We start from the raw sequence: 24,350 nt of genomic DNA, 5'->3' as shown, positions 1-24,350 counted from the left end.
GCCACCGCGGTTTCGGATCACCCGCGCAGCAGCACCAGGCCGGGCGGCAGCGCCTCGCCGAACACGCGGCGCTGGTCGGCCTCGTCCAGCACCGTGGGCGCGCGCACCATCGCGGCCCAGCTCGGCGCGGCGTGGGCGGCCTCCAGCTGTTCGGCGATCTGCAGGCGCAGGGCCTCGGGCAGGTCGCGTGCGCGGTCGCCCGTGGCCTGCGCGATCTGGGCCACCGCAAAGGCAGGCGCCTCATGGCGGGCCCAGTCCGGCGCGATGGCGGCGATCTGCGCGAGCCAGTCCTGCGCGGTGGCGGGCGGCAGCACATGGTGCAGGCTGGCGTACAGCGGCTGGCGCGCGCCCAGGCGACCCAGCGCCCACCAGAGTTCGGCCGTCGCGCCGTGCCGCAGCCGCTGCAGCAGCCAGCCGCCGAACTGGGTCTTGTCGGCCGGCTCGATGCGCTCGAACGAGGCCGCCATGCGCAGCAGCTCGTCGAGCGCCTGCATGGGCGGTCCCTCGGGCGTGGCGATGTCGTTGCCGCCGGGCGGCTGCAGGTAGTAGGCGATGACCTCGTAGACCATCTGCTGCTGCTCGGCGTCCAGCCCGCCCGCGATGCGGCGCCACAGCGTCCACCACTCCGACCATTGCTGGGCATCGTGGCTGTGCGCGATGCCGGGGCCGAACAATTCCCACATCTGCTCCATGCGCCAGCCGTCCAGCGGGTCGCCGAAGCCGGGGCGCAGCGTGAAGCCGACCAGGTTGAACCAGCTGCGCTCGTGCTGCAGCGAGCGGCGCCGACGCTTCGCGCCCTGCAGCAGCGCGCCGAACAGCGTGCGCAGCAGCGCGGCATGCCAGGTGGCGCGCTCGCCGAGCAGGCGCTCCAGCGTGGCGCGGAGTTGGCGGACCTCCTTGGCGTCCACGCCCTGCTTCTTGTCGCCGTAGACGCGGGCAATGGCGGCCAGGGCTTCGGGCAGGCGCGGATGGGCGACGACGGGTGTGTCCACATCGTGCGCGGCCGCCTCGCCACGCAGTTGGAACTCCAGCTTCCAGCGCTGGCGCGGCGCATCGGCAGCAACGCAGTGCATCTCCAACGTGCCGAGCTCGGTGACCTGGGCATCGAGCAGCACCTGCACCTCGCCGGCCGCGCCGGCCTTGGGTTGCAGCACGGTGGCGATGGGTGGCAGTCGCTGCAGGCCGTCCTGCAGCGCGACCAGGTCGCCGGCCCGGTGCCGCAGGTCGACGGCGCTGGTGGCCAGGTTGAAGCGCACCGGGCGGCCCAGGCGCAGGCTGAAGCGCTGGGCTTTCAACTGCACGGCCTCGCCCTCGGGCGTGCCATGCGGCAGCACGCAGACGCCCTGGCCGTCTTCGAGCGCGAGGTAGTAGGCCCGTGCCGCGCCGCTGCGGATGCGTGGCGCGCTGCCAGCGCGGGCCATGGCATAGGCGACGGCGCCGCGCGCGACGGCGGCGTCGAGTTGCGGCGCGTCGAGCAGGCGCATCGGCGGGGCACCGGCCGGCTGCCAGCCGCGCAGCGTGGCCATCAGGCGCTCGCGCAGCACCTGCGCATGGAACACGCCACCGTTGAGCAGCACGGTGTCGGGCAGGGCACCGCCCTGGCGCTGCAGGAACGCGGCGATGTGGCGTGTGATGGCCGCGTCGCTGGCATAGGTAAGGCCGAACTCGACGAGGGCGCTGCGGGCGCGCTGTGGCTGGGCATCCGCCCCCACCTGCGGGAAGAAACCCTCGACCAACAGGCGGTCCAGGTCGGCGCGCGTGAGCGTGGCCGAGCGTGCGCCGCCGATCAGCCGGCTGCCGCCGCCCTGCAGCGTGACCGTGGTCTCCACCGGGCCGTTCGGGGCGAGCAGGCGCTCCTTGGCGCTGCGGCAGCGCTGCGTGAGCTGGGCCAGCTGGACCGCGCTGAGCCGCACACCCGGCTGGCCGCCGGACAGGCGCGGCTCGATCCAGCGCGCCAGCGCGAGGTCCATGTTGTCGCCACCCAGCACCAGGTGGTCGCCCACGCCGGTGCGCGCGAGCTGCGGCTGGCCCGTGGCGTCCAGCGTGACCTCGATCAGCGTGAGGTCGGTGGTGCCGCCGCCCACGTCCACCACGAGCAGGCGGCGCGTGCCAGCCAACTGGCCGGCCAGGTCGGCCCGGTGGGCGAACACCCAGTCGTAGAACGCGGCCTGCGGTTCCTCGATCAGGTGGACCGTGCCCAGGCCGGCCAACCCGGCGGCCTGCAGCGTGAGCTGGCGCGCGCCGTCGTCGAATGAGGCAGGCACGGTGAGCACCGTGGGCTGCTGCGCCAACGGCGCCTCGGGGTGGGCCTGGTCCCAGGCCTGGCGCAGGTGGCGCAGGTAGCTCGCGCTGGCCTGGAGCGGCGAGACCTTGGCCACCTCGTCCGGTGCGCCCCAGGGCAGGATGGGGGCCGTGCGGTCCACCGAGGGGTGGGACAGCCAGCTCTTGGCGCTGGCCACGAGCCGGCCCGGCGTCTGCTGGCCCAGTTCGCGCGCGAAGGCACCGAGGATGGCTGGCTCCTCCGAGGGCCAGGGCAGGGGCAGGTCGGCCGCCGCCAGCGCGCCTTGCGCCGCATGGAAGCGCAGCGAGGGCAGCAGGGGCCGCGCCGCGACCTCGCCGGCCGCGATGCTCTGCGGGACCGGGAAGACCTGGATGCCGTCCCCACCGATCGGCGCGAAGGCCAGCACCGTGTGGGTCGTGCCCAGGTCGATGCCGATGCGGAAGGCGGCCGTCATCGACTCAATGGTCGTCGCGGACGTCGAATTCCACCTTCCACTGCGCGCCGCCGGCCGCCTCGGCCAGCAGCTCCAGCGTGCCGATCTCGGTCACGCGCGCGCGCAACTGCACGGGCACGACCTCGCCGACGGCGCGGCCTTCGGCCGGCAGCGTGGCTTCGATCTGCGCGAGCTCCTGCAGCTCCTCGGGCGACCAGAAGTCCAGCAAGGTGCCGGGCTGGTCATCGCGCCGCATGGACGAACCGAAGAAGCGGAAGCGCACCGATTCGCCCACCACCAACCCCAGCTGCTGCGGCGGCAGCGGCGCCTCCGAGCCTTCCTCCATGCCGAAGGGCGCCACGCACAGCGCCTGCACGGGCGGCTCCAGTCCCGGCACGGCCGGCATGCTGGACTCGATGCCCACGTAGTAGGCCTGGGCCGTGCCGCCGCGGATGCGGATGCCCTGGCCGCGCCGCACCTGCCCGTAGTAGGCCGCGCCGCGCGCCACGGCGTGGTCCATGTCGGCGCCCTGCAGCAAGCGCGCGGCGGGCGCGCCGTCGGCGGCCAGCCAGGCGTTCAGCGTGTCCAGCACGCGCGCCACCAGCAGCTCGGACTTGAACACGCCGCCATTGAACAGCACGGCCGTGGGGTGCAGGAAGCTGGCGCCTTCGGCCTGCGCAAAGCCTGCCAGCTGCGCCGTGGCGCCGAGCTGGCGGCCCAGCAGCGCGGCCAGGTGGCGCGTGACAGCAGCATCCTGCGCATAGGGCAGGCCGATCTGCGTGAGGCCGGCGCGCGGGCGGCTGACGGGCCGGGCGCTGCTCTCCACGGCCGGGAAGAAGCCTTCGAGCAGGATGGTGGTGAGCAGCTCGCGCTGCAGTTCGGTCTTGATCGAGCCGCCGATGAGCTTGGAGCCGCGGCTGGGCACGACCAGCGGCACGCTCTGCAACTGGTGGTCGCTGAGCAACTGCTCCTTGGCCAGGCGGCAGGCGTAGGTCAGCGCGCGCATCTGCCAGGGGTCCAGCTGCTTGCCCTCGGCGGCCAGGCCGCGCGCCACGCCATGGGCCAGCGCGAGGTCCATGTTGTCGCCACCCAGCAGGATGTGCTCGCCCACGGCCACGCGGTTCAGCTGCAGGTTGCCGGCGTCCTCGGTCACGGCGATCAGCGAGAAGTCGCTGGTGCCGCCGCCCACGTCGACCACCAGGATCACGTCGCCCACCTGCACCTGCTTGCGCCAGTCGCCCGCGCTGCCGGCGATCCAGCTGTACAGCGCGGCCTGCGGCTCCTCCAGCAGCGTGATGGCGTGCATGCCGGCCGCCTGGGCGGCCTCGGCCGTCAGCTCGCGCGCGGCCGGGTCGAACGAGGCCGGGATCGTGACGGTGACCGCCTGCTGCTCGAACGGCGCCTCGGGATGGCGGTGGTTCCAGGCGTCGCGCAGGTGCTGCAGGTAGTGCGTGCTGGCGGCCAGTGGCGAGATGCGTTCGACCTCGGCCGGCGCATCGGCCGGCAGGATGCCGGCGCGCCGGTCCACGCCGGCATGGCCGAGCCAGCTCTTGGCGCTGGACACCAGGCGGATCGGCGTCAGCGCGCCGTGGCTGCGCGCCCATTCTCCGGTGATGCGCGCGGGCGCGGCGTTCCAGGGCAGCGCCAGGTCGCCGGCGGCGAATTCGCTCGCGTTCGGCATGTACAGGAAGGACGGGAGCAGGGCGAAGTCCTGTACGGCGCCGGGGCCGCTCTGCTGGGCGATCTGCAGGATCTCGGGCGCCGCGCCCTCGGCCTGCAGGTCGACCCAGGACAGTGCGCTGTGGGTGGTGCCCAGGTCGATGCCGATGGCGTACTGCGTCATGCCGACACCTCCGCGCTGCGCGCTGCGGTGCCCGCCCCCCTCGGGGCGGCTGGACGGCGGCGGCTCAAAGCTCCACCTCCGCCGGCGCGATCACGCGCGTGTCATGGCCGTCGGTCAGCGCCGGCAGCCGCACGGCCGTGGCGCGCCAGCCCTTGTGCTGCAGCGTGCCCGTGAACGGCGGCTGGCCGACCACGTTGCCAGTCACGCGCACGGCGGCGGCGTCGAAGCCGGCGGGCAGCGTCAGGCGGCTGCCTTCGGCCTCGGGGCGCACGGCTTCGAGGTCGAAGCTCTCCTTCAGCACCTTGCGCGCGCCGCCGTGCAGCAGGCGCGCGGCGCCGCCGACGTCGGCGTCGGAGTAGGCGGCGATGTCTTCCTGCAGGAAGTCGACGAAGCGCGATTCGCGCTGCAGCAGGGCCAGCAGCTGCAGCGCGGCGTCCACATTGGCCGTGGCGCGCACGGGTGCGGGCGGTGGCGGGGGCGGCGGGGCCTGCACGGGGGGCGGCGCCGGCACTTCGCTGGCCAGCGGCGCGCCGTCGCGCAGAGACTGCACGCGCGCGGCCAGGCGGCCGTCACCCAGCAGCGCAAAGAAGCTGCCGATGGCCAGGGACAGGCGGGAGAAGAAGGGGAGGGCTTGTGGTTCTGTCATGGAAGAAGGGGCGCAACGGGGCGGATGGCCCGGTCGAACGCCGGGCCCTGCGGCCGCTATTGTCTTGGATGCGGCGATGCCGCCCCGCGCCACGGGAAATGCCGCAGTGCCGGGCGCGCTGCGCTCCACAGCCGACGGGCGGCGGCCGGCGGCCCGGTCCAGCCGGCCGGAGGTGATACAACCGGATACTTTCCGCCCGCCATTACCGCTGTCTCCGCATGATCTGGCCCTCGTTCTTCAGCCGCAACCCTGCTCCCGAAGCCGATCCGGCACTTCCGCTGATCGCGCCGATCGGCGAGGCGCTGGTGCCCACGGCGCTGCAGGTGGACGATCCGCGCCGCGTGCTGGCCGTGCTGCGGGACCTGGCCATGCGGGCCGAGCCCGTCACGCTGTACCCGGACGACGGCGGCACGCCGCAATGCGGCCGGCTGGTGCAGGTGGTCGAGCCGGGCGGGCGCGTCGTGCTCCATGTGCGTGCGCCCCAGGCGCCCGCGGCAGGCGGTGCGCTGGTGGTGGCCGCACCCGAGGGGCTGCGGTTGCAGTTTCAGGGCGACTTCGCCTGGCAGCAGCAGGCCGGCGACCTGCTGGCCGCCCACGCGCTGCTGCCGGCCAGCCTGCTGCAGCTGCAGCGGCGCCGCTTCACGCGGCAGGAAACGCCGCTGGGGCCGACGCTGCGCGCGGTGTTCCAGGCCAAGGGCAAGCGGCGCGTACTGACCGTGGACGACCTGTCGATGGGCGGCGTGGGCCTGCGCGGGCCGCTGGCCGAGCACCGCGACCTGGTGGCCGGCCTGCGGCTGGACCGGGTGCGGCTGGAACTCGGCTCCGTGGTGCTGATGGACCTGCGGCTGGACCTCTGCTCGCGCCGGTCCTACAAGTCCTTCCTCGCGGGCGAGCAGCTGCACTTCGGCTGCGAGTTCGTCGACCTGGGCGAAGCCAGCCAGCAGGCCGTGCAGAAGGTGCTGGCGCGCATGGGCCCAGGCGCGGGCGCGGGCGCGTTCCAGGACACGGCGCTGTAGGCCCCAGTCCCCACCGGCGCGGCACTCGCAGCGCATGAAGCCGGCCCGCAAGCAGCGGTGCAGAAGGTCGCGGAGCGGACCATGCCAGCAGCCGCCGCGCAACGGGCTCTGCCCGGGCGCTGGCGGCGCCCCCTTGAGGGGGATGGGACTTCTACACGCAGTGAGAAGTCCAAACGGGGGTGGTCACTTCACGACACCGCGCCGTACACCAGGTTCTTGTAGAGCATCCGCGTGTGGATGCGGTTGGACGGGCACTGTGCCATCAGCACGCCGGCCAGCCGCTCGCGCGGGTCGATCCAGAAGCTCGTGCCCCAGGCGCCGGCCCACATCGCGTCGCCCACGCTGCCGGGCGTCCAGCCCACGCCGTCGTACAGGCGCACGCCCCAGCCCAGGCCGAAACCGTAGCCAGGGCCGGTGGTGGCATTGGGCACGCCGGCCTTGCCGACCAGGTGGTCGGACAGCATGAACTCGGTGGTCTTGCGCGAGAGGTAGCGCGTGCGGCCGTCGGTGCCGCCGTTGAGCACCATCTGCGCGAACTTGAGGTAGTCGGCGCCCGTGCCGGTCAGCCCGGCGCCCCCCTTGAGGTACTGGCGCGGGGCCGGGTCGCTGTCCTGCCGGTAGGCACGCGTCATGGCGGCCTTGAGCGGGTCGCTGTCCAGCGTCTCGGCCAGGCGGGCGCGCTTGGCGGGCGGCACCCACCAGGCCGTGTCCGTCATGCCCAGCGGGCCCAGCAGCAGCTCCTGCGTCAGCGCGTCGAGCCGCTTGCCCGACACGCGCTCGAGCAGCAGGCCCAGCACGTCCGTGGCGATCGAATAGAACCAGGTGGTGCCGGGCTGGTAGAGCAGCGGGATGGTGCCCAGGCGCTTGAGCATCTCGTCGCCCGTGATGTCGGTCTCCAGCGACTCGATGTTGAGATCGGCGTACATCTTCCCGATGCGCGGCGAGGGGCTGGCCGGGCCATAGACCAGGCCGGCCGTGTGCATGAGCAGGTCCTGCACGGTGATGGGCCGGGCCAGCGCCACGTCGCCCTGCGGCGTCTCGACCTTGAGGTTCTTGAGCTCGGGCAGCCAGTTGGTCACCGGGTCGTTGATCTTGAGCTGGCCCTGCTCGGCCAGCATCATGGTCGCCACCGAGGTGATGGGCTTGGTCATGGAGGCCAGGCGGAAGATCGCGTCGCGCGGCATCGGCCGGGTCTTGGCGGCGTCCAGGAAGCCCACGGCCTCGTGCTGCACGATCTTGCCGTCCTGCGCCACGAGCGAGACCGCGCCGGCGAAGGTGCCGATGCGCACCTGGGCGTCCAGCGCCGGTGCGATGCGGCCCAGCCGGTCGGTCGACACGATGGTGCGCGGCACGGCCGGCGGGCTGGCGCAACCGGCCAGGAAGGTGCTGCCCAGGGCGGAAAAAGCGAGCTGGCGCCGCGTGATGGTCATGCCTTGTCTCCCGATTCGTTGTTGAAGCGCGCAGATTCTTTCGATCTTTGGCTTCATAGGATGAACGGGTAAACCCCTGGATGCAGGGCGCAGCGCCTGCGCAATTGTGTCAATCGGCAATCAGGCTGCGAATCCGCCGTCGATCAGCAGGCTGCCGCCGGTGACCATGCCGGCCTCCGGACCGACCAGGTAGGCCACCATGCCGGCGATCTCGTCCGGGTGGGCGTGGCGGTCCACGGCCATCAGGCCGTGCATGCCCGCCGCCATGGGGCCGTCGGCCGGGTTCATGTCGGTGTTCACCGGGCCGGGCTGCACGTTGTTGATGGTGATGCCGCGCGGCCCCAGGTCGCGGGCCAGGCCGCGCGTGAGGCCGACGATGGCCGCCTTGCTCATGGCGTAGACGGCCCCGCCGGCCCAGGGCATGCGCTCGGCGTTGGTGCTGCCGATGTTGACGATGCGCCCGCCCTGGCCCATGTGGCGTGCGGCCGCCTGCACGGCGACGAAGACGGCGCGCACGTTGACGTTGAGCGTGCGGTCCAGGTCTTCCAGGCGGAAGCTGTCCAATTCGCCCATCACGGCCACGCCGGCGTTGTTGACGAGGATGTCGAGCCGGCCGAAGTGCGCGGCGGCCCGGTCGATGGCGGCGCGCAGCGCGTCGGCGTCGGCGCTGTCGGCCTGCACCGCCAGCGCGCGGCCGCCGGTGGACTCGATCTCGGCGGCCAGGGCGCGCGCCGCGGCTTCGGAACCGGCGTAGCTGAAGGCCACGGCCGCGCCGTCGCGCGCCAGGCGGCGCACGATGGCCGCGCCGATGCCGCGGGAGCCGCCCGTGACGAAAGCGGCCTTGCCGGCCAGGATCGGGGAAGAGGAAGTGGTGGATGCGGTCATGGAGAACTCCTGTGGGTGGTTGGTGAAGGGAGTGTCGGGACGACGGGTTGATCGCGGTAGCCATGAATGGGATAGATCAATTTCAACCGCTGGTTGAAAATAGCGGTATGCCTGCCCTGAGCCACCTGGACTGCTTCGTCAAATCCGCCGAGCGCGGCAGCTTCTCGGCCGCTGCGCGGCTGCTGGAACTCACGCCGGCCGCGGTCAGCAAGAACATCGCGCGGCTCGAGGCCGAGCTCGGCGTGCGCCTGTTCCAGCGCAGCACGCGCCAGCTGAGCCTGACCGAGGGCGGCGAGCGCCTGCTGGCCCAGGTCGGCGGCCCGCTGGCCGCGCTGGCCGATGCGGTCGGCCATGCCGCCGAGCAGGACCGTCAACCCGCCGGCACGCTGCGCGTGAGCATGGGCCAGGCCTTCGGCCGCGCCTACCTGGTGCCCTTGCTCGACGAGTTCCTGCGGCGCTATCCGGCCGTGGTGCCCGACTGGCGCTTCGAAAACCGCCAGGTGGACCTGATCGGCGAGGGCTTCGACGCCGGCATCGGCGGCGGGCTGGAGCTCAAGCCGGGCATGGTGGCGCGCACGCTGGGCCGCATCCACATCGTGGCGGTGGCGGCACCGGGCTACCTGTCGGGACGGAAGGGGCCGCGCCACCCGTCCGAACTGGCTGCGCTGGACGGCATCGTGCGCCGCTCCAGCCAGAACGGCCGCATCTACCAGTACACGCTGCGCCGTGCCGACGGCGAGGTGGCGGCGGCCGCGCTGCGCACACGCGTGGTGTTCGACGACCCCGAAGCCATGTGCCAGGCGGCCATGCTGGGCCTGGGCGTGGCCCTGCTGCCCATGCCGTTCGCCGCGCCCTGGCTGCACAGTGGGGCGCTGGTGCGCCTGCTGCCGGGCTGGTCGGCCGAGGCCGGGCCGATCTCGCTGTACTACCCCGCCAAGAAGCTGCTGCCGGCGCGCACGCGGGTGTTCGTGGATTTCGTGCTGGAGCAGTTCCGCGCGCGCGGCTTCGAGCGGCTGGTGGAGGACATCTGAGCGTCAGCGCCGGGCCGCCCCAGGCAGGCTCGCTCGCTCCTCGGGCGAAAGCGGGCCACGCACATCGGGAAGCGTGGGGCGACAGGCCTTCAGCGCAGCCGGTAACGCAGCTGGCGGCCACCGGCCACGGTGGAGTCCAGCCCGACCCAGTCGCCGGCGGGCGTGTACCAGACATCGAGAGGATGCTCCGGTCCTTCGATGCGCCAGCGCTCGGCCGCCTGCGGCTGGCCGCGCACCGCGACCGTGCCGCCGCCGATGCGCTGCACGCGAACGGCCTCGTAGCGGCCGGTTTGGGCGTTGAGCAGTTGCGTCTGCGTGCGCATGGTCGGGTGCCAGTAGGCAAAGCTCATCACGCATGCCGGCAACTGCAGCACGCCGGCGGGGCCGGCGACCTCCAGCGCTGCGCCGGCAGACTGGGCCACCACCTTGCCGGTCTTGCCGTCGTCGTCGGTCTCGGCCTGCAGGCCTGCCAGGCAGTCGCCGCGCCATTGCTCGCTGGCCTCGTGGCGGTAGCGGTAAACCGTCAGCCCGAGCAGCTTGACGGCGAAGGCGGCCTCGCTGCGCACGGTGCGCGCCTGCGCTGTGCCGCCGAGCGTGAAGCGGTGCGCGCCGATGGGCTTGTCGTCCAGCGTGACCTCGAATTCCAGCGTCCGGCTCAGGCCCGGCACGGCGGCCAGCGACAGGGCGGCCAGGCAGGCCAGGCGCTTGCGGTCAGTCCGCATGGGAGCGCACCGGCCCGGGAAAGAACGCGTTGGTGCGTGCGACGTAGTCGCGGTACGCCGGTCGGCGCGCGGCGATGTCCTGCTCCAGCAGGCGCACGCCGGACACCCTCAGCAGCAACACCGTCATCAGCAGCGGCGCCACGATGCTCCAGGCCGCGGCCCCACCACCGGCCAGCGCCGTGAGCCACAGGCCCCACCACACACAGAACTCGCCGAAGTAGTTCGGGTGGCGCGAATAGCGCCACAGGCCTTGGTCCATCACGCGGCCGTGGTGTGTGGCCGTGGCCTTGAAGCGCGCCAGCTGCAGGTCGGCCACAGCCTCGAAGACGAGTCCGAACGCGGCCAGCAGCAGGCCCGGCGCGTCGAGCCCATGCAGCGGTTTGCCAGCCACCATCCCGGCCAGCAACGGCGCCGACACCCACCAGGCCAGCACGGCCTGCAGCGCGAACACCAGGTACAGGCTCTTGAACGCGAAGCCCGGCTGGTTGCGCGCACGGATGGCCTGGTAGCGCCGGTCTTCGCCATGGCCCCAGTTGCGCCAGGTGATGAACGCCGCCAGCCGCAGCGCCCATAAGCTGGCCAGCAGCAGCATGGCCAGTCCGCGCTCGGATGGCGCCGGCAGCAGTGCCCAGTAGACCCAACCCGCGCCCACGATCAGCGGTGCCCAGAAGCGGTCGACCAGGCTCACATCGCGGCGCACCACGCTGGCCAGCCAGGCCAGCACGGCGCCCGCCAGCGTGAAGGCGAGGCCGGCGAGCGCCGTGGCCCATAGCGGCGTGGCCTCATGCATGCGACGGCTCTGGTTCGGCCACGCCATCGAGGCGCACCGACAGCCACACCAGCAGTGGCAGCGCCGCCGCCCACACCAGCGCCAGCGTGGCCAGTGCGGCACCGGGCTGCAGGAACTGCGCACCGCCCAGGCGCACGCCGGCGGAGAACGCCATGGGCCCGACCACGGCCCCCAACCCGGCCGCGAGCCACAGGCGCCCGCGCAGCCAGCGCATCGTGACGTTCAGCGCGATGGCCAGCAGGCCCCACAGGGCCACCATCCAGTAGGGCGGCAGTTGCGCGAACGGCTGGCCCGAGGGGTAGACCACGTGGCCTTGCAGCACGATCCCTGTCTCGGCCACCGCGCCCACCAGGCAGGCCCAGAGCACCAAGCCAGCTTCGCGGGCTGGGCGCGCCGACACCGCCACGTGCCAGCCGATGGCCGCCAGAACGCACAGCGTGCCAGGCAGAGGCTGGTGGTGGGCGGCTCCCAGCACGGCGGCGAACCAGGCCGCCTGGGACACGGTGAAGTTCGCCAGCTGCATCGCACGCGTGGGCCTGGCGCCAGCGGGCAAGGCCGCGGACATGGGTTGTGGCCAGCAGCTTGCCATCAGGAACCAGTCAGCCCGGGCGGCGCTCGAACAGGTAGTGGCTGACCCACCACTGCTGCCCGTCGGCATGGCCGAACAGTTCTTCCACGGCCATGAAGAACAGGCGCCAGCGCTGCCACCAGATGCCGGCCTGGTCCGCGCCATAGGTGGCGGCCAGCAGCGGCATCAGCGTGGCCTGGCCGGCGTCCATGTTGGCCAGCCAGGCGGCAGCCGTGCGCTGGTAGTGGCGGCCGTCCCACCGCCAGCGCTGCAGCAGCCGCAGATCGTCCTGGCACTGCAGGGCCAGGTCGTCGCTGGGCATCATGCCGCCGGAAAAGAAATGGCGGCCCATCCAGTCGCTCTCGTCACGCACCTCGAAGGCGTAAGGTGCCTCGCGGTGGGCGAACACGTGCATGAAGAACCGGCCGCCGGGCTGGAGCCAGCGCGCCACCTGGGCGAACGCGCGCGGCCAGTTGCGCAGGTGCTCGAACATCTCGACCGAGACCACGCGGTCGAAGCGCTCGTCGGTGTCGAAGCGGTTGATGTCGCGGGTCAGCACGCGCAGGTTGCACAGGCCGCGCGCCAGGGCCTGGGCCTCGATGTACGCGCGCTGCGACTGTGAATTCGACAGCGCGGTGATCCAGCTGTTCGGGTAGCGCTCGGCCATCCAGAGCGAGAGCGAGCCCCAGCCACAGCCCAGCTCCAGCACGCGCTGGCCGTCCTGCAGCCCGGCGCGGTCGCAGGTGCTGGCGAGGGCGGCGGCCTCGGCTTCGGCGAGCGTGTCCACGCCGGGTGGCCAATGGCAGCTGCTGTACTTGCGGTGCGGGCCCAGCACCTGGGCGAAGAAGGCGGCCGGCACCTCGTAGTGCTGTTCGTTGGCCTTCTCGGACAGCGGCGCCAGTTCGGCGGCGCGCATCTGCGCGAAGAACTCCTGCGTGATCCGGGCGCCGGCCTCGGCATCGCCGCTGTGCAGTTCCGCGAGGCGCTGGCGCAGCAGATGCCGGATGCCGCTGCGCACCACGCGGTCGGGCAGCCGGCCCTGCTCGGCCCAGCGCAGGGCGATGGCGGAGGAAACGTCGGGGTTGCGCGTCATGTCGCTGGTACGCAGCAGGACGGCCGGCGGATCACACGGGTGGATTCAAGTGCCCAGCAGGCCGTGCAGCCGCGTCGAGGTGGTCGTGTACTCCACGACCACCTTGCGCCCGCTGACCAATCGCTCCGCCGCGTGGTAAGCCGCCAGTGTGGCCTCGTGGAAGCCGCACAGGATCAGCTTCTTCTTGCCCGGGTAGTGGTTGATGTCGCCCACGGCATAGACGCCCGGCAGGCTGGTCGCGCAGCTGGCAGGGTCGACCGCCAGCTGCTTGCGCTCCATGGCCAGGCCCCAGTCGGCGATAGCGCCGAGTCGTGGCGACAGGCCTTGCTGGACCAGCAGCAGCTCCAGCGGCAGATGCGTGTCTGCACCCTCGGCATGGCTCAGCACCAGCGCTGCGAGGCCAGCCGTGAAAGCCGTCGGCTGGCCCGTCACGACCTGGATGCGGCCGGACGCGCGCAGCCGCTGTAGCTCGGCCAGTTGGGCCGGCTCGGCCTCGAAGACGTCGCGCCGGTGCAGCAGGGTCAGCGAGGCAGGGGCGGCCTGCGCGAAGGCCAGGGCGCTCGCCACAGCTTCCTCGCCACCGCCCGCGACCACGAGGTGGCGGCCGGCCACGGCCGCTGCGTCGGGTGCGTGGTAGTGCAGCGCACCACCCTCGAAGGCTTCGATGCCCTCGATGCGCAGGCGCCGCGGCTGGAAGGCGCCGATGCCTGCCGCGATGAACAGCGCACGCGCTGTGAACTGCGTGCCGGCACTGGTACGCAGCTGCAGCCGGCCATCGGGCAGGGTGCTGAACGCCGTGACTTCCTGCCCCAGATGCAGCTGCGGCGCGAACGGCGCGACCTGCTGCTGCAGCGAGGCGACGAGCTCGCGCCCCTTGCACACCGGCACACCCGGAATGTCGTAGATGGGCTTGTCGGCGTACAGCGCGGCGCACTGGCCGCCCACGTAGGGCAGCACGTCGACGATGTGGGCCCGGATCTCCTGCAGGCCCAGCTGGAAGGCCTGGAACAGGCCGGCGGGGCCGGCGCCGAGGATGAGCGCGTCGGTGTCGATCACGCGCGCCGGGCCGTCACTTCACCAGTTCGGCGATCTTGTTCGGCTTGTCTTTCCACTCGTCGGCATCGGCCAGCGGCGCCTTGCGCTTGGTGATGCTCTTCCAGCCATCGGCCAGCGCCAGCTCGGCATTGAGTTTGATGAAAGCCAGTTGGTCCGCGGGCAGGTCTTCCTCGGCGAAGATGGCATTGGCCGGGCACTCGGGGATGCAGACCGCGCAGTCGATGCACTCGTCCGGGTCGATCACCAGCATGTTCGGGCCTTCGCGGAAGCAGTCCACGGGACACACATCGACGCAGTCGGTGTATTTGCAGCGGATACAGTTTTCGGAGACGACGTGGGTCATGGTGTTGGTGGGTGCGGGCGGGCAGGGCCGCTGGGGAAAACCCGGGATTTTAGGGACATTTGCACCACACCCTGTGCGCAGCCCTGTGGCTGGCATGGGTGAGGTGGGCACAAGCGGTGCGCGTTCAGCGCACCAGCACGGCGGCGGCGGTCTTGTGCGAGGCCTGGTCGACCAGCACCAGCGCACCCAGCGTGCGCGAGGCGGCGTAGGGCCGCGTGGCGATGCTGTCCTGCAGCACCAGCTCGACCTCGCCGATGGCGTTGGCCTCCAGTTGCGCAGCGTCCTGCTCGGCCAGCGTGTGGATGTCGAGCTTGTGCACGATGCGGCGCACCTTGGCCTTGACCCAGCGGTGGCCGTGCAGCGCCCAGTAGGCGCGGCCGGGCACCAGCGGCTCGTCGTCCATCCAGGCGACGGTGGCGGAGATCTCGCGCGCGCCCTGCAGGGCCGTGCCGTCCTCGGCCTCGGCCAGCAGCCAGTCGCCACGCGAGACATCGACCTCGCGGTCCAGCACGATGCCGGCGCTGTGGCCTGCGGCCACGTCCTGCTCTTCACGCACGTGGCTCAGCACGCGCGCCACCACGGCGCTCTGGCCGCTGGGCAGCACGCGCACGCGCTGGCCGACGGTGGCTTCGCCGGTGGCGACACGGCCCCAGAACACGCGGCGGCCCTGGGTCGTGTCGGACGAGGACGAGAACTTCTCGACCCATTGCACCGGGAAGGCCAGCGGCAGGCCGGTCTCCGGTGGCGTGTTCGACAGGCCTTCGAGGATGCGCAGCAGGCTCGGGCCGTGGTAACCGCACCAGTTGGCATCCGGCGCGGCATCGACCACGTTCCAGCCCTTGAGCGCAGAGACGGGCACGATGGCCTCCACCGCAATGCCAGCTTCCTGCGCGAAGCCGCGCAGCGCGGCCTCGATGCGGGTGTAGGCCAGCTTGGGATCGGCCACGGCGTCGAGCTTGTTCACGGCGAACACGATGGCCGGCACGCGCAGCAGCTGCACCAAGAGGGCATGGCGGCGCGTCTGCGCCAGCAGCGGGAAGCTCTCGTCCTGCCAGGCCAGCTTGGTCGCGTCGACCAGCAGCACGGCCGTGTCGGCGCTCGACGCGGCCGTGACCATGTTGCGCGTGTACTGCTCATGGCCCGGCGTGTCGCCGATGATGAACTTGCGCCGCGTGGTCGAGAAGTAGCGGTAGGCCACGTCGATCGTGATGCCTTGCTCACGCTCGGCCGACAGACCGTCGGTCAGCAGCGCGAGGTCGGTCTCGCGGCCGTCCTGGCCCTGGCGTTGCACGCCGGCCAGCTGGTCGGAGAGCACGGCCTTGCTGTCCACCAGCAGGCGGCCGATCAGCGTGCTTTTGCCGTCGTCGACGGAGCCGCAGGTGATGAACTTGAGCGCGGCAGTGGGCGCGGCGTCGTTGGCGGCGGTCGTCACAGGGTGTTCCAGAGTGGCAGTCATCAGAAGTAACCGTCCTTCTTGCGCTTTTCCATCGAGGCTTCGGAGGTCTTGTCGTCCATGCGCGTGGCGCCGCGCTCGCTGACGTCGGACAGCAGCGTCTCCACCACGATCTCGTCGGGCGTACTGGCCAGGCTTTCGACCGGGCAGGTGCAGGTGATGTCGCCCACGGTGCGGAAACGCACCTGGCGGCGCTCGGCCACCTCGCCATCTTTCAACGGCGTGAGTTCGGTCACGGGCACCAGCAGGCCGCGGCGCTCCACCACCGTGCGCTCGTGGCTGTAGTAGAGCGAGGGCAGGGCGATGTTCTCGCGGGCGATGTACTGCCAGACGTCGCGCTCGGTCCAGTTGGAGATCGGGAACACGCGGAAGTGCTCGCCGGGTTGCAGCCGGGTGTTGAACAGCGTCCACAGTTCGGGGCGCTGGGCCTTGGGCTGCCATTGGCCGAAACTGTCGCGGTGCGAGAAGATGCGCTCCTTGGCGCGGGCCTTCTCCTCGTCGCGCCGGGCGCCGCCGATCAGCGCGTCGAAGCGGAATTCGTCGATGGCTTCGAGCAGCGTGACCGACTGGTGCACGTTGCGCGATTCGCCCGGATGCGCCAGGCGCACCGTGCCGCGGGCCATGGAGTCTTCCACGCTGCGCACGATCAGCTCGGCGCCCAGTTCCTTGGCGCGCAGATCGCGGAAATCGGTCACTTCATGGAAGTTGTGGCCGGTGTCGATCATCAGCAGCGGGTAGGGGATGCGGCCTGCGCCGAAGGCCTTCTCCGCGCACTTGAGCAGCACCAGCGAATCCTTGCCGCCCGAGAACAGCAGGGTCGGGCGCTCGAACGCGGCCGCCACCTCGCGCAGGATGAAGATGGCTTCTTCTTCCAGTGCGTCGAGCTGGGCATCGGCCAGCGGCGCATGGGCAACGGGCGGGTGCAGCACGTCGACTTGTTCTTCGAATTGGGTGCGGGCGTTCATGGTTGGATCGGTTGTTCGGTGCGCCAGGAGGGGCCTGATCGGTTCAGGTGGGCTTCAGTGGCTCAGGTGCAGGCCGCATTCGCGGTTGTCTTCACCCTTGGTGGGGTCCACATAGTCGAAGTTGTTGGGCAGGTCGTGGGCCTTGCAGTAGTCGTGCAGTTCCTTGGACGACCAGTGCAGCAAGGGCGCGACCTTGATCAGGCCGTCAGGGTTGAGGCTCACCGGCTCCATCTGGGCACGCACGGCGGTGTCGGTGGCGCGCAAGGCGGTGAACCAGACCTTGGGCGCCATCTCGCGCAGCGCGCGGGTGAAGGGCTCCAGCTTCACTTCCTCGGTGAAGGCTTGGTGCCGCGGGTCGTCCAGCGCAGGCGTGGCGCCTTCCACGGCTTCGCGGTGCGCACGCGAGCGGCGCGGCAGGTAGACGTGCAGGTTCAGCTTCAGGCGCTGGGTGACTTCGTCGACGAAGCGGTAGGTGGCCTCGGTGTTGTAACCGTTGTCCATCCAGACCACCGGCACATCCGGCTTCACTTGCGTCACCAGGTGCAGGATGACCGCTTCGAACGGGCGGAAGTTGGTGGTGACGATGGCCGGCTGGTGCAGGCCGAGGGCCCAATCCACCAGCGCGGGCGCGTTGCGGCCGAGGTCGGTGTTGATGCGGGCGAGGTCGATGTTGGACATGGCTGATTCCTCGGGGTGCTCAGGCGGCGACCTGGCGCTCGACGTCGGCCTCTGCGTTGCCGGCCTCGGCGAAGTGCGGCGCGGGATGCGCAGCATCGCCCTGGTAGAAGCCCTTGAAACGGTCGAACTGCCGCTGGGCGGCGTCGGCCTTCAGGCCTTCGCGCAGCACGGCCGTCGTGAAGCCCGAGCGGGCCATCTGCACCAGCTGGTCGATCAGCACGTCGCCGGTGGCGCGGATCTCGCCCGTGAAACCCAGGCGGCGGCGCAGCAGGTAGGCCTGGCTGTAGGCGCGGCCGTCGGTGAACTTGGGGAAGTGGAGGTCGATGCGCTGCACGCCGTCCAGCGCGATGCTGCGCGGGTCGACCGTGTTGTCGACCACCAGCGTGCTGGCGTCGCCTTCGGCCGGGGCCTGGTGGGCTTCGAAAGTCAGGATGTTCATCGTGGCGGCTTTTCTTCAGGCGGTCTGGGCTTCGGGCTTGCGCGCCGTGCTGACGCGGGCGGCATTGGCCGCGGCCTTGAACGGATCGTGGCCGACGCGGCGCAGCGTGGAGATGAAGGTCTCGCCGCTGCTGCGCTGGGCGCGGTAGGTGTCCAGCAGGGCCTCGATGACCTCGGGCACCTCGGCCGCCGCGAAGGACGGGCCGACCACCTTGCCGGCCGCTGGCGCGCCCGACAGGTCGGAGCCGTCCGAGCCGGCCAGCGTGATCTGGTACCACTCCTGGCCGTCCTTGTCGACGCCCAGGATGCCGATGTGGCCGGTGTGGTGGTGGCCGCAGGAGTTGATGCAGCCGCTCATGTGCAGGTCGATCTCACCCAGGTCGTGCAGCTCGTCCATGTCCTGGTAGCGCGCCGTGATGGCGTGCGCGATCGGCAGCGAGCGGGCATTGGCCAGCGCGCAGAAGTCGCCGCCGGGGCAGGCGATCATGTCGGTCAGCAGGCGCACGTTGGATTTGGCCAAGCCCAGCTTGCGGGCCTCTTGCCAAAGCACGGGCAGTTCTTCGGCGCGCACCCAAGGCAGCACCAGGTTCTGGTCGTGGGTGACGCGCACTTCGCCGACGCTGAAGCGGTCGGCGAGGTCGGCCGCGCGGTCGAGCTGGTCGGCCGTGGCGTCGCCCGGTGCGAAGCCCACGCGCTTGAACGACAGCGTGACGATGCGCAGCTCGGGGTTCTTGTGCGGAGCCACGTTCTGCTGCAACCAGCGCGCGTAGTCCACGTCGCTCTGGGCGTCGAGCTGCGCGGCGGCGCGCAGCGCGGTGTCGACCTTGGCGGCGGCCGGCCGGGCGGGCGCGTGGAAGGAGGCCGACACGCGGTCCAGTTCGGCCTGGGTGATGGTGTGGGCCGCGCCGTCGTGCGCCAGGATGGCGGCGTATTCCTCTTCGACCTCGTCGATGTAGCGCTGGCCTTCGGCCTTCACGAGGATCTTGATGCGCGCCTTGTAGATGTTGTCGCGCCGGCCCCAGCGGTTGTAGACGCGGACCACGGCTTCCAGGTAGTTGATGATCTGGTTCCAGGGCAGGAACTCGCGGATCACCGTGCCCACCACCGGCGTGCGCCCCATGCCGCCGCCGACCAGCACGCGGAAACCCACCTCGCCGGCGGCGTTGCGCACCACATGCAGGCCCACGTCGTGCCAGAAGGTGGCGGCGCGGTCGTCGGTGGCACCGCTGATGGCGATCTTGAACTTGCGCGGCAGGAACGCGAACTCGGGGTGCAGCGTGCTCCAGTGGCGCAGGATCTCGGCGAAGGGGCGCGGGTCGACGATCTCGTCCACCGCGATGCCGGCGCGCTCGTCGCTCGTGATGTTGCGGATGCAGTTGCCGCTGGTCTGGATGCCGTGCATGTTCACGCTGGCCAAGAGATCCATCACGTCGGCGCTCTTGTCCAGCGGAATCCAGTTGTACTGGACGTTCTGGCGCGTGGTGAAGTGCGCCACGTGGTCGGGCAGGCTGGTCAGGTCCGACAGGCCGGCGTTGGCCTTGGCCAGGTCGTGCGCGCCGCGGTCGTCGTACTCGCGGGCGATCTTCGCCAGCACGCGCAGCTGGGCGGACTGCAGCTCGCCATAGGGCACGGCGACGCGCAGCATGGGCGCGAAGCGCTGCACATACCAGCCGTTCTGCAGGCGCAGCGGGCGGAATTCGTCTTCCGCCAGCTCGCCCTTTTGCCAGCGCTCGAGCTGGTCACGGTACTGGGCAGCACGCAGCTGGACGAACTCGCGGTCGAAATCTGTGTATTTGTACATCGTGGTGCTTGAGAAGGCGGTGGCCGCGCAGGGCCGGCGGGGTCAAGACTCAGTGGAAACCCGCGTACTCTAAGGAATGAGTCCTTAGATCCAAACTACTTATTTGTTCTGGCGCTATGTGTGCTTGGTTATAAGCAAAGCGCCAGGGGCGGCTAAGAGCCGTTAAAAACCGCTGAGGGCCAGCGGCCACGGGGTCTTGGACCAGGCCTGGGCTTCCTCGCGCAGCAGGTGCGCGGACTGCGGGAAGGCCTCGGTCCAGCCGGCGCGGCAACTCAGCGTGCGCGAGGCCTGGCGGCCCTTGCCGGCCGAGAGCTTGAGACCGTCGATGTCGGGATCGCGCCGGGCATGGCACAGGATCACGGCCAGCCGCAAGGCCAGCAGCTGCTGGGCCAGGGCCGGGTCCGCCAGGTCGGCCTCCAGCTTCCTGAGCTTGCCGCGGTGGCCCAGCACCAGCTGGCTGAGCCGGTGCAGCTCGGGCATGGCGAAGCCCGGCGCATCGGCGTTGTCGAGCACGTAGGCGCCGTGGCGGTGGTAGCTGCTGTGCGAGATCAGAAAGCCGATCTCGTGCAGCTGCGCGGCCCAGGACAGCTTGCGCTGCATGCGATCGATTTCCTCGGCCGTCTGCTCGCCGCCGGCCTGCAGCTGCGCGAAGAACTGGTTGGCCACGCTGCCCACGCGCTGGGCCTGGGCCTGGTCGGTGTCGAACTTGCGCGCCAGCCGGCGCACCGAGGCCGAGCGCACGTCACTGTCGGCGCCGTCGCGTTCCATGAGGTCGTAAAGCACACCGTGACGCAGCGCGCCGTCGGCCGCGTGCATCTCGCTGATGCCCAGCAGGTCGAAGATGGCCAGCAACACCGACAGGCCGCCGCCGATCACGAGCTTGCGGTCGTCCTTCATGCCCTCGAGCTGCAGCTTGTCGACCGAGCGGGCCTTGAGCAGGCGTTCGCGCAGCCATTCCAGGCCGGCGCGCGGGATCAGGCCGGGCGGGCCGCCGGCCGCGGCCAGCATGTCGGCCACCGCGCCGACCGTGCCGGAGGCGCCGTAGGCCGTGTCCCACTGCCCGGCACCATAGGCGGCCAGGGCTTCGTCCAGCACCGCCTCGGCGGCGATCTGGGCCATGCGGAAGGCGTCGGCCGTGAATTCGCCCCTGGGGAAATAGCGCATGGACCAGGCCACGCTGCCCACGCGGAAGGATTCCATGACCCGGGCCTCGAAGCCCTGGCCCAGGATCATCTCGGTCGAACGGCCGCCGATGTCCACCACCAGGCGGCGTTCCTCGGACTGCGGCAGCAGGCGCGAGACGCCCTGGTAGATCAGCCGGGCTTCTTCGCGGCCCGGGATCACGTCGATCGGGAAGCCCAGGATGGCGTGGCCGCGGCGCAGGAAATCGTCGCGGTTGCGCGCTTCGCGCAGCGTCTGCGTGGCGACGGCGCGCACCTGGTGCTTCTGGAAGCCGGCCAGGCGTTCGGCGAACCGGGCCAGGCAATCCAGCCCGCGCTGCATCGCGTCTTCGCTGAGGTTGCGGGCTTCGTCCAGGCCGTTGCCCTGGCGCACGACCTCCTTGAGGTATTCAGTGCGTCGGATCTGGCCATGGTCCAGACGGCCGATCTCCAGCCGAAAGCTGTTGGAGCCCAGGTCGAGGGCGGCGAGAAGGGTTCCGTTCTGCATGGCTGGGGCGGGATGCTAGCACCGATGCTGCAGTGCAACGCTGCGCGCTGTTGCAAAAGTTTGCATACCGTTTTCGTGTCATGTTGCTGTCACACAAGCTTCTTAAATTCACGGCCATCGAGGGTGGCAATCCTGCTCCCTGGTTCCCAACCGTCAGCACTCGAAAGAGGTTCTCATGCAAACCACGACCCGTTTCTCCACCATCGGCCTGCTGGGCCTGGTCCTTTCGGGCTTCGCTTCGGCCCAGGACGTGACCGGCGCCGGCGCCAGCTTCCCCGCTCCCCTGTACGCCAAGTGGGCTTCCGACTACCACAAGGCCACCGGCACCAAGGTGAACTACCAGTCCGTCGGCTCCGGCGCTGGCCTCAAGCAGATCGAAGCCAAGACGGTGGACTTCGGCGCTTCCGACGCCCCCCTGAAGGATGCCGACCTGGAGGCCAAGGGCCTGATGCAGTTCCCCACCGTGATCGGCGGCGTGATCCCCGTGGTCAACATCCAGGGCATCAAGGCCGGCGAGCTGAAGCTGAACGGCCAGGTGCTGGGCGACATCTACCTGGGCAAGATCACCAAGTGGAACGACCCCGCCATCGTCGCGCTGAACGCCGGCGTGAAGCTGCCCGACGCTGCGATCGCCCCGGTGCGCCGCGCCGACGGTTCGGGCACCAGCTTCCTGTTCACCAACTACCTGTCCAAGGTCAACGCCGAGTGGAAGGACAAGGTCGGTGAAGGCACGGCCGTGAACTGGCCCACCGGTGCGGGTGGCAAGGGCAACGAAGGCGTGGCCGCGTTCGTCGGTCGCCTGCCCAACTCGATCGGTTACGTCGAGTACGCCTACGTCAAGCAGAACAAGATGACCTACGCCCTGTTGCAGAACGCATCGGGCAAGTTCCCGCACCCGGATGACGATGCCTTCAAGGCCGCTGCCGCTGGCGCCCAGTGGGACAAGAGCTTCTACCAGATCCTGACGAACCAGAACGGCGACGGTGCCTGGCCCATCACCGGCGCGACCTTCATCCTGATGCACAAGAAGCAGGACAAGCCGGCCGTGGCCGCTTCCGCCCTGAAGTTCTTCTCGTGGGCCTACAAGGAAGGCGACAAGACCTCCAACGACCTGGACTACGTGCCGATGCCGGCCGCCGTCAAGAGCGTGATCGAGAAGTCCTGGGGTCAGATCGTCGACGCGTCCGGCAAGCCGGTCGCGCTGGCTGCGAACTGATCGACCACCAGTCCTCCGACCTGACCCAGCCGAGCCACTGACGTGTCTTCTACACTTCCAGCGAACGGCGCCCCTTTCGATCTGTCCGGCAAGGGTGTCGGCAAAGGGGGCGAACGCGCGATGACAACACCTCCCCCCAAGAAGGCCCGCAGTGGTCCCATGGCAGACAGGCTGTTCGGCCTGGCCGCCAAAGGCGCGGCCTGGCTCACGCTGCTGCTGCTGATCGGCATCCTGCTGTCGCTGATCCAGGGCGCCTGGCCGGCCATCTCCAAGTACGGCCTGTCGTTCCTGACCAGCACCACCTGGGATCCGGTGCAGGAAGAGTTCGGCGGCCTGGTCATGATCTACGGCACGCTGATGACCTCGGTCATCGCGCTGCTGATCGCCGTGCCCGTCAGCTTCGGCATCGCGTTGTTCCTGACCGAACTGTCGCCAGCCTGGCTCAAGCGCCCATTGGGCACGGCCATCGAGCTGCTGGCGGCGGTGCCGTCCATCGTCTACGGCATGTGGGGCCTGCTGGTGTTCGGTCCCATCCTGTCGACCTACGTGCAGCAACCGCTGCAAAGTCTTCTGAACGGCGTGCCCTACCTGGGCGCGCTGGTCTCCGGCCCCCCGGTGGGCATCGGCATCCTGTCGGCCGGCATCATCCTGGCCATCATGATCATCCCGTTCATCGCCTCGGTGATGCGCGACGTGTTCGAAGTGACGCCGCCGCTGCTCAAGGAATCGGCCTACGGCCTGGGTGCCACCACCTGGGAAGTCATGTCCAAGGTGGTGCTGCCCTACACCAAGGCCGGCGTCATCGGCGGCATCATGCTCGGCCTGGGCCGCGCGCTGGGCGAGACCATGGCCGTCACGTTCGTGATCGGCAACATGAACCAGCTCGATTCGCTGAGCCTGTTCCAGGCCGCCAACTCCATCACCTCGGCCCTGGCCAACGAATTCGCCGAAGCCGGCGCCGGCCTGCACCAGGCGGCACTGATGTACCTCGGCCTGGTCCTGTTCTTCATCACCTTCGTTGTGCTGTCCTGCTCCAAGCTGCTGCTGGCCCGCCTGCGCAAGAGCGAAGGAGCCAAGTCGTGAGCGCCACCCCCAATCCCACGCCCACCACCAGCCAGACCCTGGTCAACAAGGCCGCCTACGAGGCCGGCAAGGCCGCCAAGTACGCCAGCCGCAAGCGGGTCAACCAGATCGCGCTGTTCCTGTCGCTGGGGGCCATGGCCTTCGGCGTGTTCTGGCTGGTCTGGATCCTCTGGGAAACCATCCGCCTGGGTGTCGGTGGCCTGGCGTTGGCCACGTTCACCGAGATGACCCCGCCGCCGAACGAAGTCGGCGGCATTGCGAACGCGCTGTACGGCTCTTTCCTGATGGTGCTGGTCGCCACCTGCGTGGGCACGCCCATCGGCATCCTGGCGGGCATCTACCTGGCCGAGTACGAACCCAAGGGCTGGCTGGCCTCGGTGACGCGCTTCGTCAACGACATCCTGCTGTCGGCCCCGTCCATCGTGATCGGCCTGTTCGTGTACGCCGTGATCGTGACGCAGATGCGCTCGTTCTCGGGCATCGCCGGCTCCATCGCGCTGGCGCTGATCGTGATCCCCGTGGTGATCCGCACCACTGAGAACATGCTGCAGCTGGTGCCACCCGGCCTGCGCGAAGCCGCCTACGCCCTGGGCACGCCCAAGTGGAAGGTGATCATGGCCATCACGCTGCGCGCCGCCCGCGCCGGCGTCGTGACCGGTGTGTTGCTGGCCGTGGCCCGCATCGCCGGCGAAACCGCGCCGCTGCTGTTCACCGCGCTGAACAACCAGTTCTGGACCTCCAGCATGGGCGAACCCATGGCCAGCCTGCCGGTCACGATCTTCAAGTTCGCGATGAGCCCGTACGAGAACTGGCAGCAGCTGGCCTGGGCCGGCGTGTTCCTGATCACGGTCGCCGTGCTGGGCCTGAACATCCTGGCCCGCGTGCTGACGCGCTCCAAGCAGTAAACCGAA

General features: G+C 70.3%; 22 protein-coding genes. 5 read left to right on the top strand and 17 right to left on the bottom strand.

The genetic code is table 11. From position 1 onward, the window contains the following. Positions 1–17: 17 nt before the first annotated feature. The 3 genes from ASF45_RS32240 to ASF45_RS32230 form a co-directional block, all read right to left on the bottom strand. A complete protein-coding gene (locus ASF45_RS32240; protein WP_056673364.1) occupies positions 18–2,735 on the bottom strand; it encodes an Hsp70 family protein in 2,718 nt (905 codons plus the stop codon). Positions 2,736–2,739: 4 nt separating this feature from the next. Next, positions 2,740–4,557: an Hsp70 family protein gene (locus tag ASF45_RS32235; protein WP_056673361.1), complete on the bottom strand. Its 1,818-nt coding sequence runs from the start codon at positions 4,555–4,557 to the stop codon at positions 2,740–2,742. 64 nt (positions 4,558–4,621) lie between these two features. Further along, complete coding sequence (locus tag ASF45_RS32230) at positions 4,622–5,203, bottom strand: DUF2760 domain-containing protein (RefSeq protein ID WP_056673359.1); 582 nt, start codon at positions 5,201–5,203, stop codon at positions 4,622–4,624. Between the two features lie 218 nt (positions 5,204–5,421). Between ASF45_RS32230 and ASF45_RS32225 the strand changes: the two genes are divergently transcribed. Then, positions 5,422–6,219 carry a flagellar brake protein gene (locus ASF45_RS32225; RefSeq protein WP_056673355.1) on the top strand — a complete coding sequence of 266 codons (798 nt, stop codon included), beginning with the start codon at positions 5,422–5,424 and terminating at the stop codon, positions 6,217–6,219. 188 nt (positions 6,220–6,407) lie between these two features. On the opposite strand, the gene ASF45_RS32220 is transcribed toward ASF45_RS32225, so the two are convergent. Both ASF45_RS32220 and ASF45_RS32215 read right to left on the bottom strand, forming a co-directional pair. Beyond that, positions 6,408–7,649 carry a serine hydrolase gene (locus ASF45_RS32220; RefSeq protein ID WP_056673352.1) on the bottom strand — a complete coding sequence of 414 codons (1,242 nt, stop codon included), beginning with the start codon at positions 7,647–7,649 and terminating at the stop codon, positions 6,408–6,410. Positions 7,650–7,769: 120 nt separating this feature from the next. Continuing rightward, on the bottom strand, positions 7,770–8,534 hold the full coding sequence (locus tag ASF45_RS32215; protein ID WP_056673349.1) for an SDR family oxidoreductase: 765 nt from the start codon (positions 8,532–8,534) through the stop codon (positions 7,770–7,772). Between the two features lie 107 nt (positions 8,535–8,641). Between ASF45_RS32215 and ASF45_RS32210 the strand changes: the two genes are divergently transcribed. Then, positions 8,642–9,565 carry a LysR family transcriptional regulator gene (locus tag ASF45_RS32210; RefSeq protein WP_056673346.1) on the top strand — a complete coding sequence of 308 codons (924 nt, stop codon included), beginning with the start codon at positions 8,642–8,644 and terminating at the stop codon, positions 9,563–9,565. Between the two features lie 89 nt (positions 9,566–9,654). On the opposite strand, the gene ASF45_RS32205 is transcribed toward ASF45_RS32210, so the two are convergent. The 12 genes from ASF45_RS32205 to ASF45_RS32150 form a co-directional block, all read right to left on the bottom strand. Next, positions 9,655–10,287 carry a DUF6134 family protein gene (locus tag ASF45_RS32205; RefSeq protein WP_056673343.1) on the bottom strand — a complete coding sequence of 211 codons (633 nt, stop codon included), beginning with the start codon at positions 10,285–10,287 and terminating at the stop codon, positions 9,655–9,657. Beyond that, positions 10,277–11,077 carry a DUF1295 domain-containing protein gene (locus ASF45_RS32200; protein ID WP_056673342.1) on the bottom strand — a complete coding sequence of 267 codons (801 nt, stop codon included), beginning with the start codon at positions 11,075–11,077 and terminating at the stop codon, positions 10,277–10,279. The genes ASF45_RS32205 and ASF45_RS32200 overlap by 11 nt, the downstream gene beginning before the upstream one ends. Continuing rightward, positions 11,070–11,642 (bottom strand): DUF2878 domain-containing protein, encoded by a 573-nt coding sequence (locus ASF45_RS32195; RefSeq protein WP_056673339.1) that lies wholly within the window; start codon positions 11,640–11,642, stop codon positions 11,070–11,072. The genes ASF45_RS32200 and ASF45_RS32195 overlap by 8 nt, the downstream gene beginning before the upstream one ends. A gap of 34 nt (positions 11,643–11,676) precedes the next feature. Further along, a complete protein-coding gene (locus tag ASF45_RS32190) occupies positions 11,677–12,738 on the bottom strand; it encodes a cyclopropane-fatty-acyl-phospholipid synthase family protein (RefSeq protein ID WP_056673336.1) in 1,062 nt (353 codons plus the stop codon). Between the two features lie 45 nt (positions 12,739–12,783). After that, the gene (locus ASF45_RS32185) at positions 12,784–13,794 is read right to left on the bottom strand and encodes an NAD(P)/FAD-dependent oxidoreductase (protein ID WP_056673333.1); all 1,011 of its coding nucleotides are present in this window, start codon (positions 13,792–13,794) and stop codon (positions 12,784–12,786) included. Positions 13,795–13,807: 13 nt separating this feature from the next. Further along, positions 13,808–14,137: a ferredoxin FdxA gene (gene fdxA / locus ASF45_RS32180; protein ID WP_056673330.1), complete on the bottom strand. Its 330-nt coding sequence runs from the start codon at positions 14,135–14,137 to the stop codon at positions 13,808–13,810. Positions 14,138–14,261: 124 nt separating this feature from the next. Beyond that, positions 14,262–15,593: a sulfate adenylyltransferase subunit 1 gene (locus tag ASF45_RS32175; RefSeq protein WP_056673328.1), complete on the bottom strand. Its 1,332-nt coding sequence runs from the start codon at positions 15,591–15,593 to the stop codon at positions 14,262–14,264. Beyond that, positions 15,593–16,555 carry a sulfate adenylyltransferase subunit CysD gene (cysD, locus tag ASF45_RS32170; protein ID WP_056673325.1) on the bottom strand — a complete coding sequence of 321 codons (963 nt, stop codon included), beginning with the start codon at positions 16,553–16,555 and terminating at the stop codon, positions 15,593–15,595. Before cysD ends, ASF45_RS32175 begins: the two co-directional genes overlap by 1 nt. Before the next feature lie 54 nt (positions 16,556–16,609). Continuing rightward, on the bottom strand, positions 16,610–17,233 hold the full coding sequence (locus ASF45_RS32165; protein ID WP_056673323.1) for a phosphoadenosine phosphosulfate reductase family protein: 624 nt from the start codon (positions 17,231–17,233) through the stop codon (positions 16,610–16,612). Between the two features lie 19 nt (positions 17,234–17,252). Then, positions 17,253–17,672: a DUF934 domain-containing protein gene (locus ASF45_RS32160; RefSeq protein WP_056673321.1), complete on the bottom strand. Its 420-nt coding sequence runs from the start codon at positions 17,670–17,672 to the stop codon at positions 17,253–17,255. Positions 17,673–17,687: 15 nt separating this feature from the next. Next, on the bottom strand, positions 17,688–19,472 hold the full coding sequence (locus ASF45_RS32155; RefSeq protein ID WP_056673318.1) for a nitrite/sulfite reductase: 1,785 nt from the start codon (positions 19,470–19,472) through the stop codon (positions 17,688–17,690). Positions 19,473–19,634: 162 nt separating this feature from the next. Then, positions 19,635–21,140 carry a Ppx/GppA phosphatase family protein gene (locus ASF45_RS32150; protein ID WP_056673316.1) on the bottom strand — a complete coding sequence of 502 codons (1,506 nt, stop codon included), beginning with the start codon at positions 21,138–21,140 and terminating at the stop codon, positions 19,635–19,637. Positions 21,141–21,315: 175 nt separating this feature from the next. Between ASF45_RS32150 and pstS the strand changes: the two genes are divergently transcribed. From pstS to pstA, 3 genes are all read left to right on the top strand, one after another. Then, entirely contained in the window at positions 21,316–22,356 is a 1,041-nt protein-coding gene (pstS, locus tag ASF45_RS32145) for a phosphate ABC transporter substrate-binding protein PstS (RefSeq protein ID WP_056673314.1), read from the top strand. Positions 22,357–22,476: 120 nt separating this feature from the next. Beyond that, the gene (pstC, locus tag ASF45_RS32140) at positions 22,477–23,439 is read left to right on the top strand and encodes a phosphate ABC transporter permease PstC (RefSeq protein WP_056673311.1); all 963 of its coding nucleotides are present in this window, start codon (positions 22,477–22,479) and stop codon (positions 23,437–23,439) included. 38 nt (positions 23,440–23,477) lie between these two features. Further along, positions 23,478–24,344 (top strand): phosphate ABC transporter permease PstA, encoded by an 867-nt coding sequence (gene pstA, locus ASF45_RS32135; protein WP_056674376.1) that lies wholly within the window; start codon positions 23,478–23,480, stop codon positions 24,342–24,344. Positions 24,345–24,350 lie beyond the last annotated feature (6 nt).

The organism is Pseudorhodoferax sp. Leaf265, from assembly GCF_001422365.1.
Lineage (GTDB): Bacteria > Pseudomonadota > Gammaproteobacteria > Burkholderiales > Burkholderiaceae_C > Pseudorhodoferax.
Note: the sequence above shows the minus strand (reverse complement) of the source record. Positions and strands in the feature narration are given on the sequence as shown.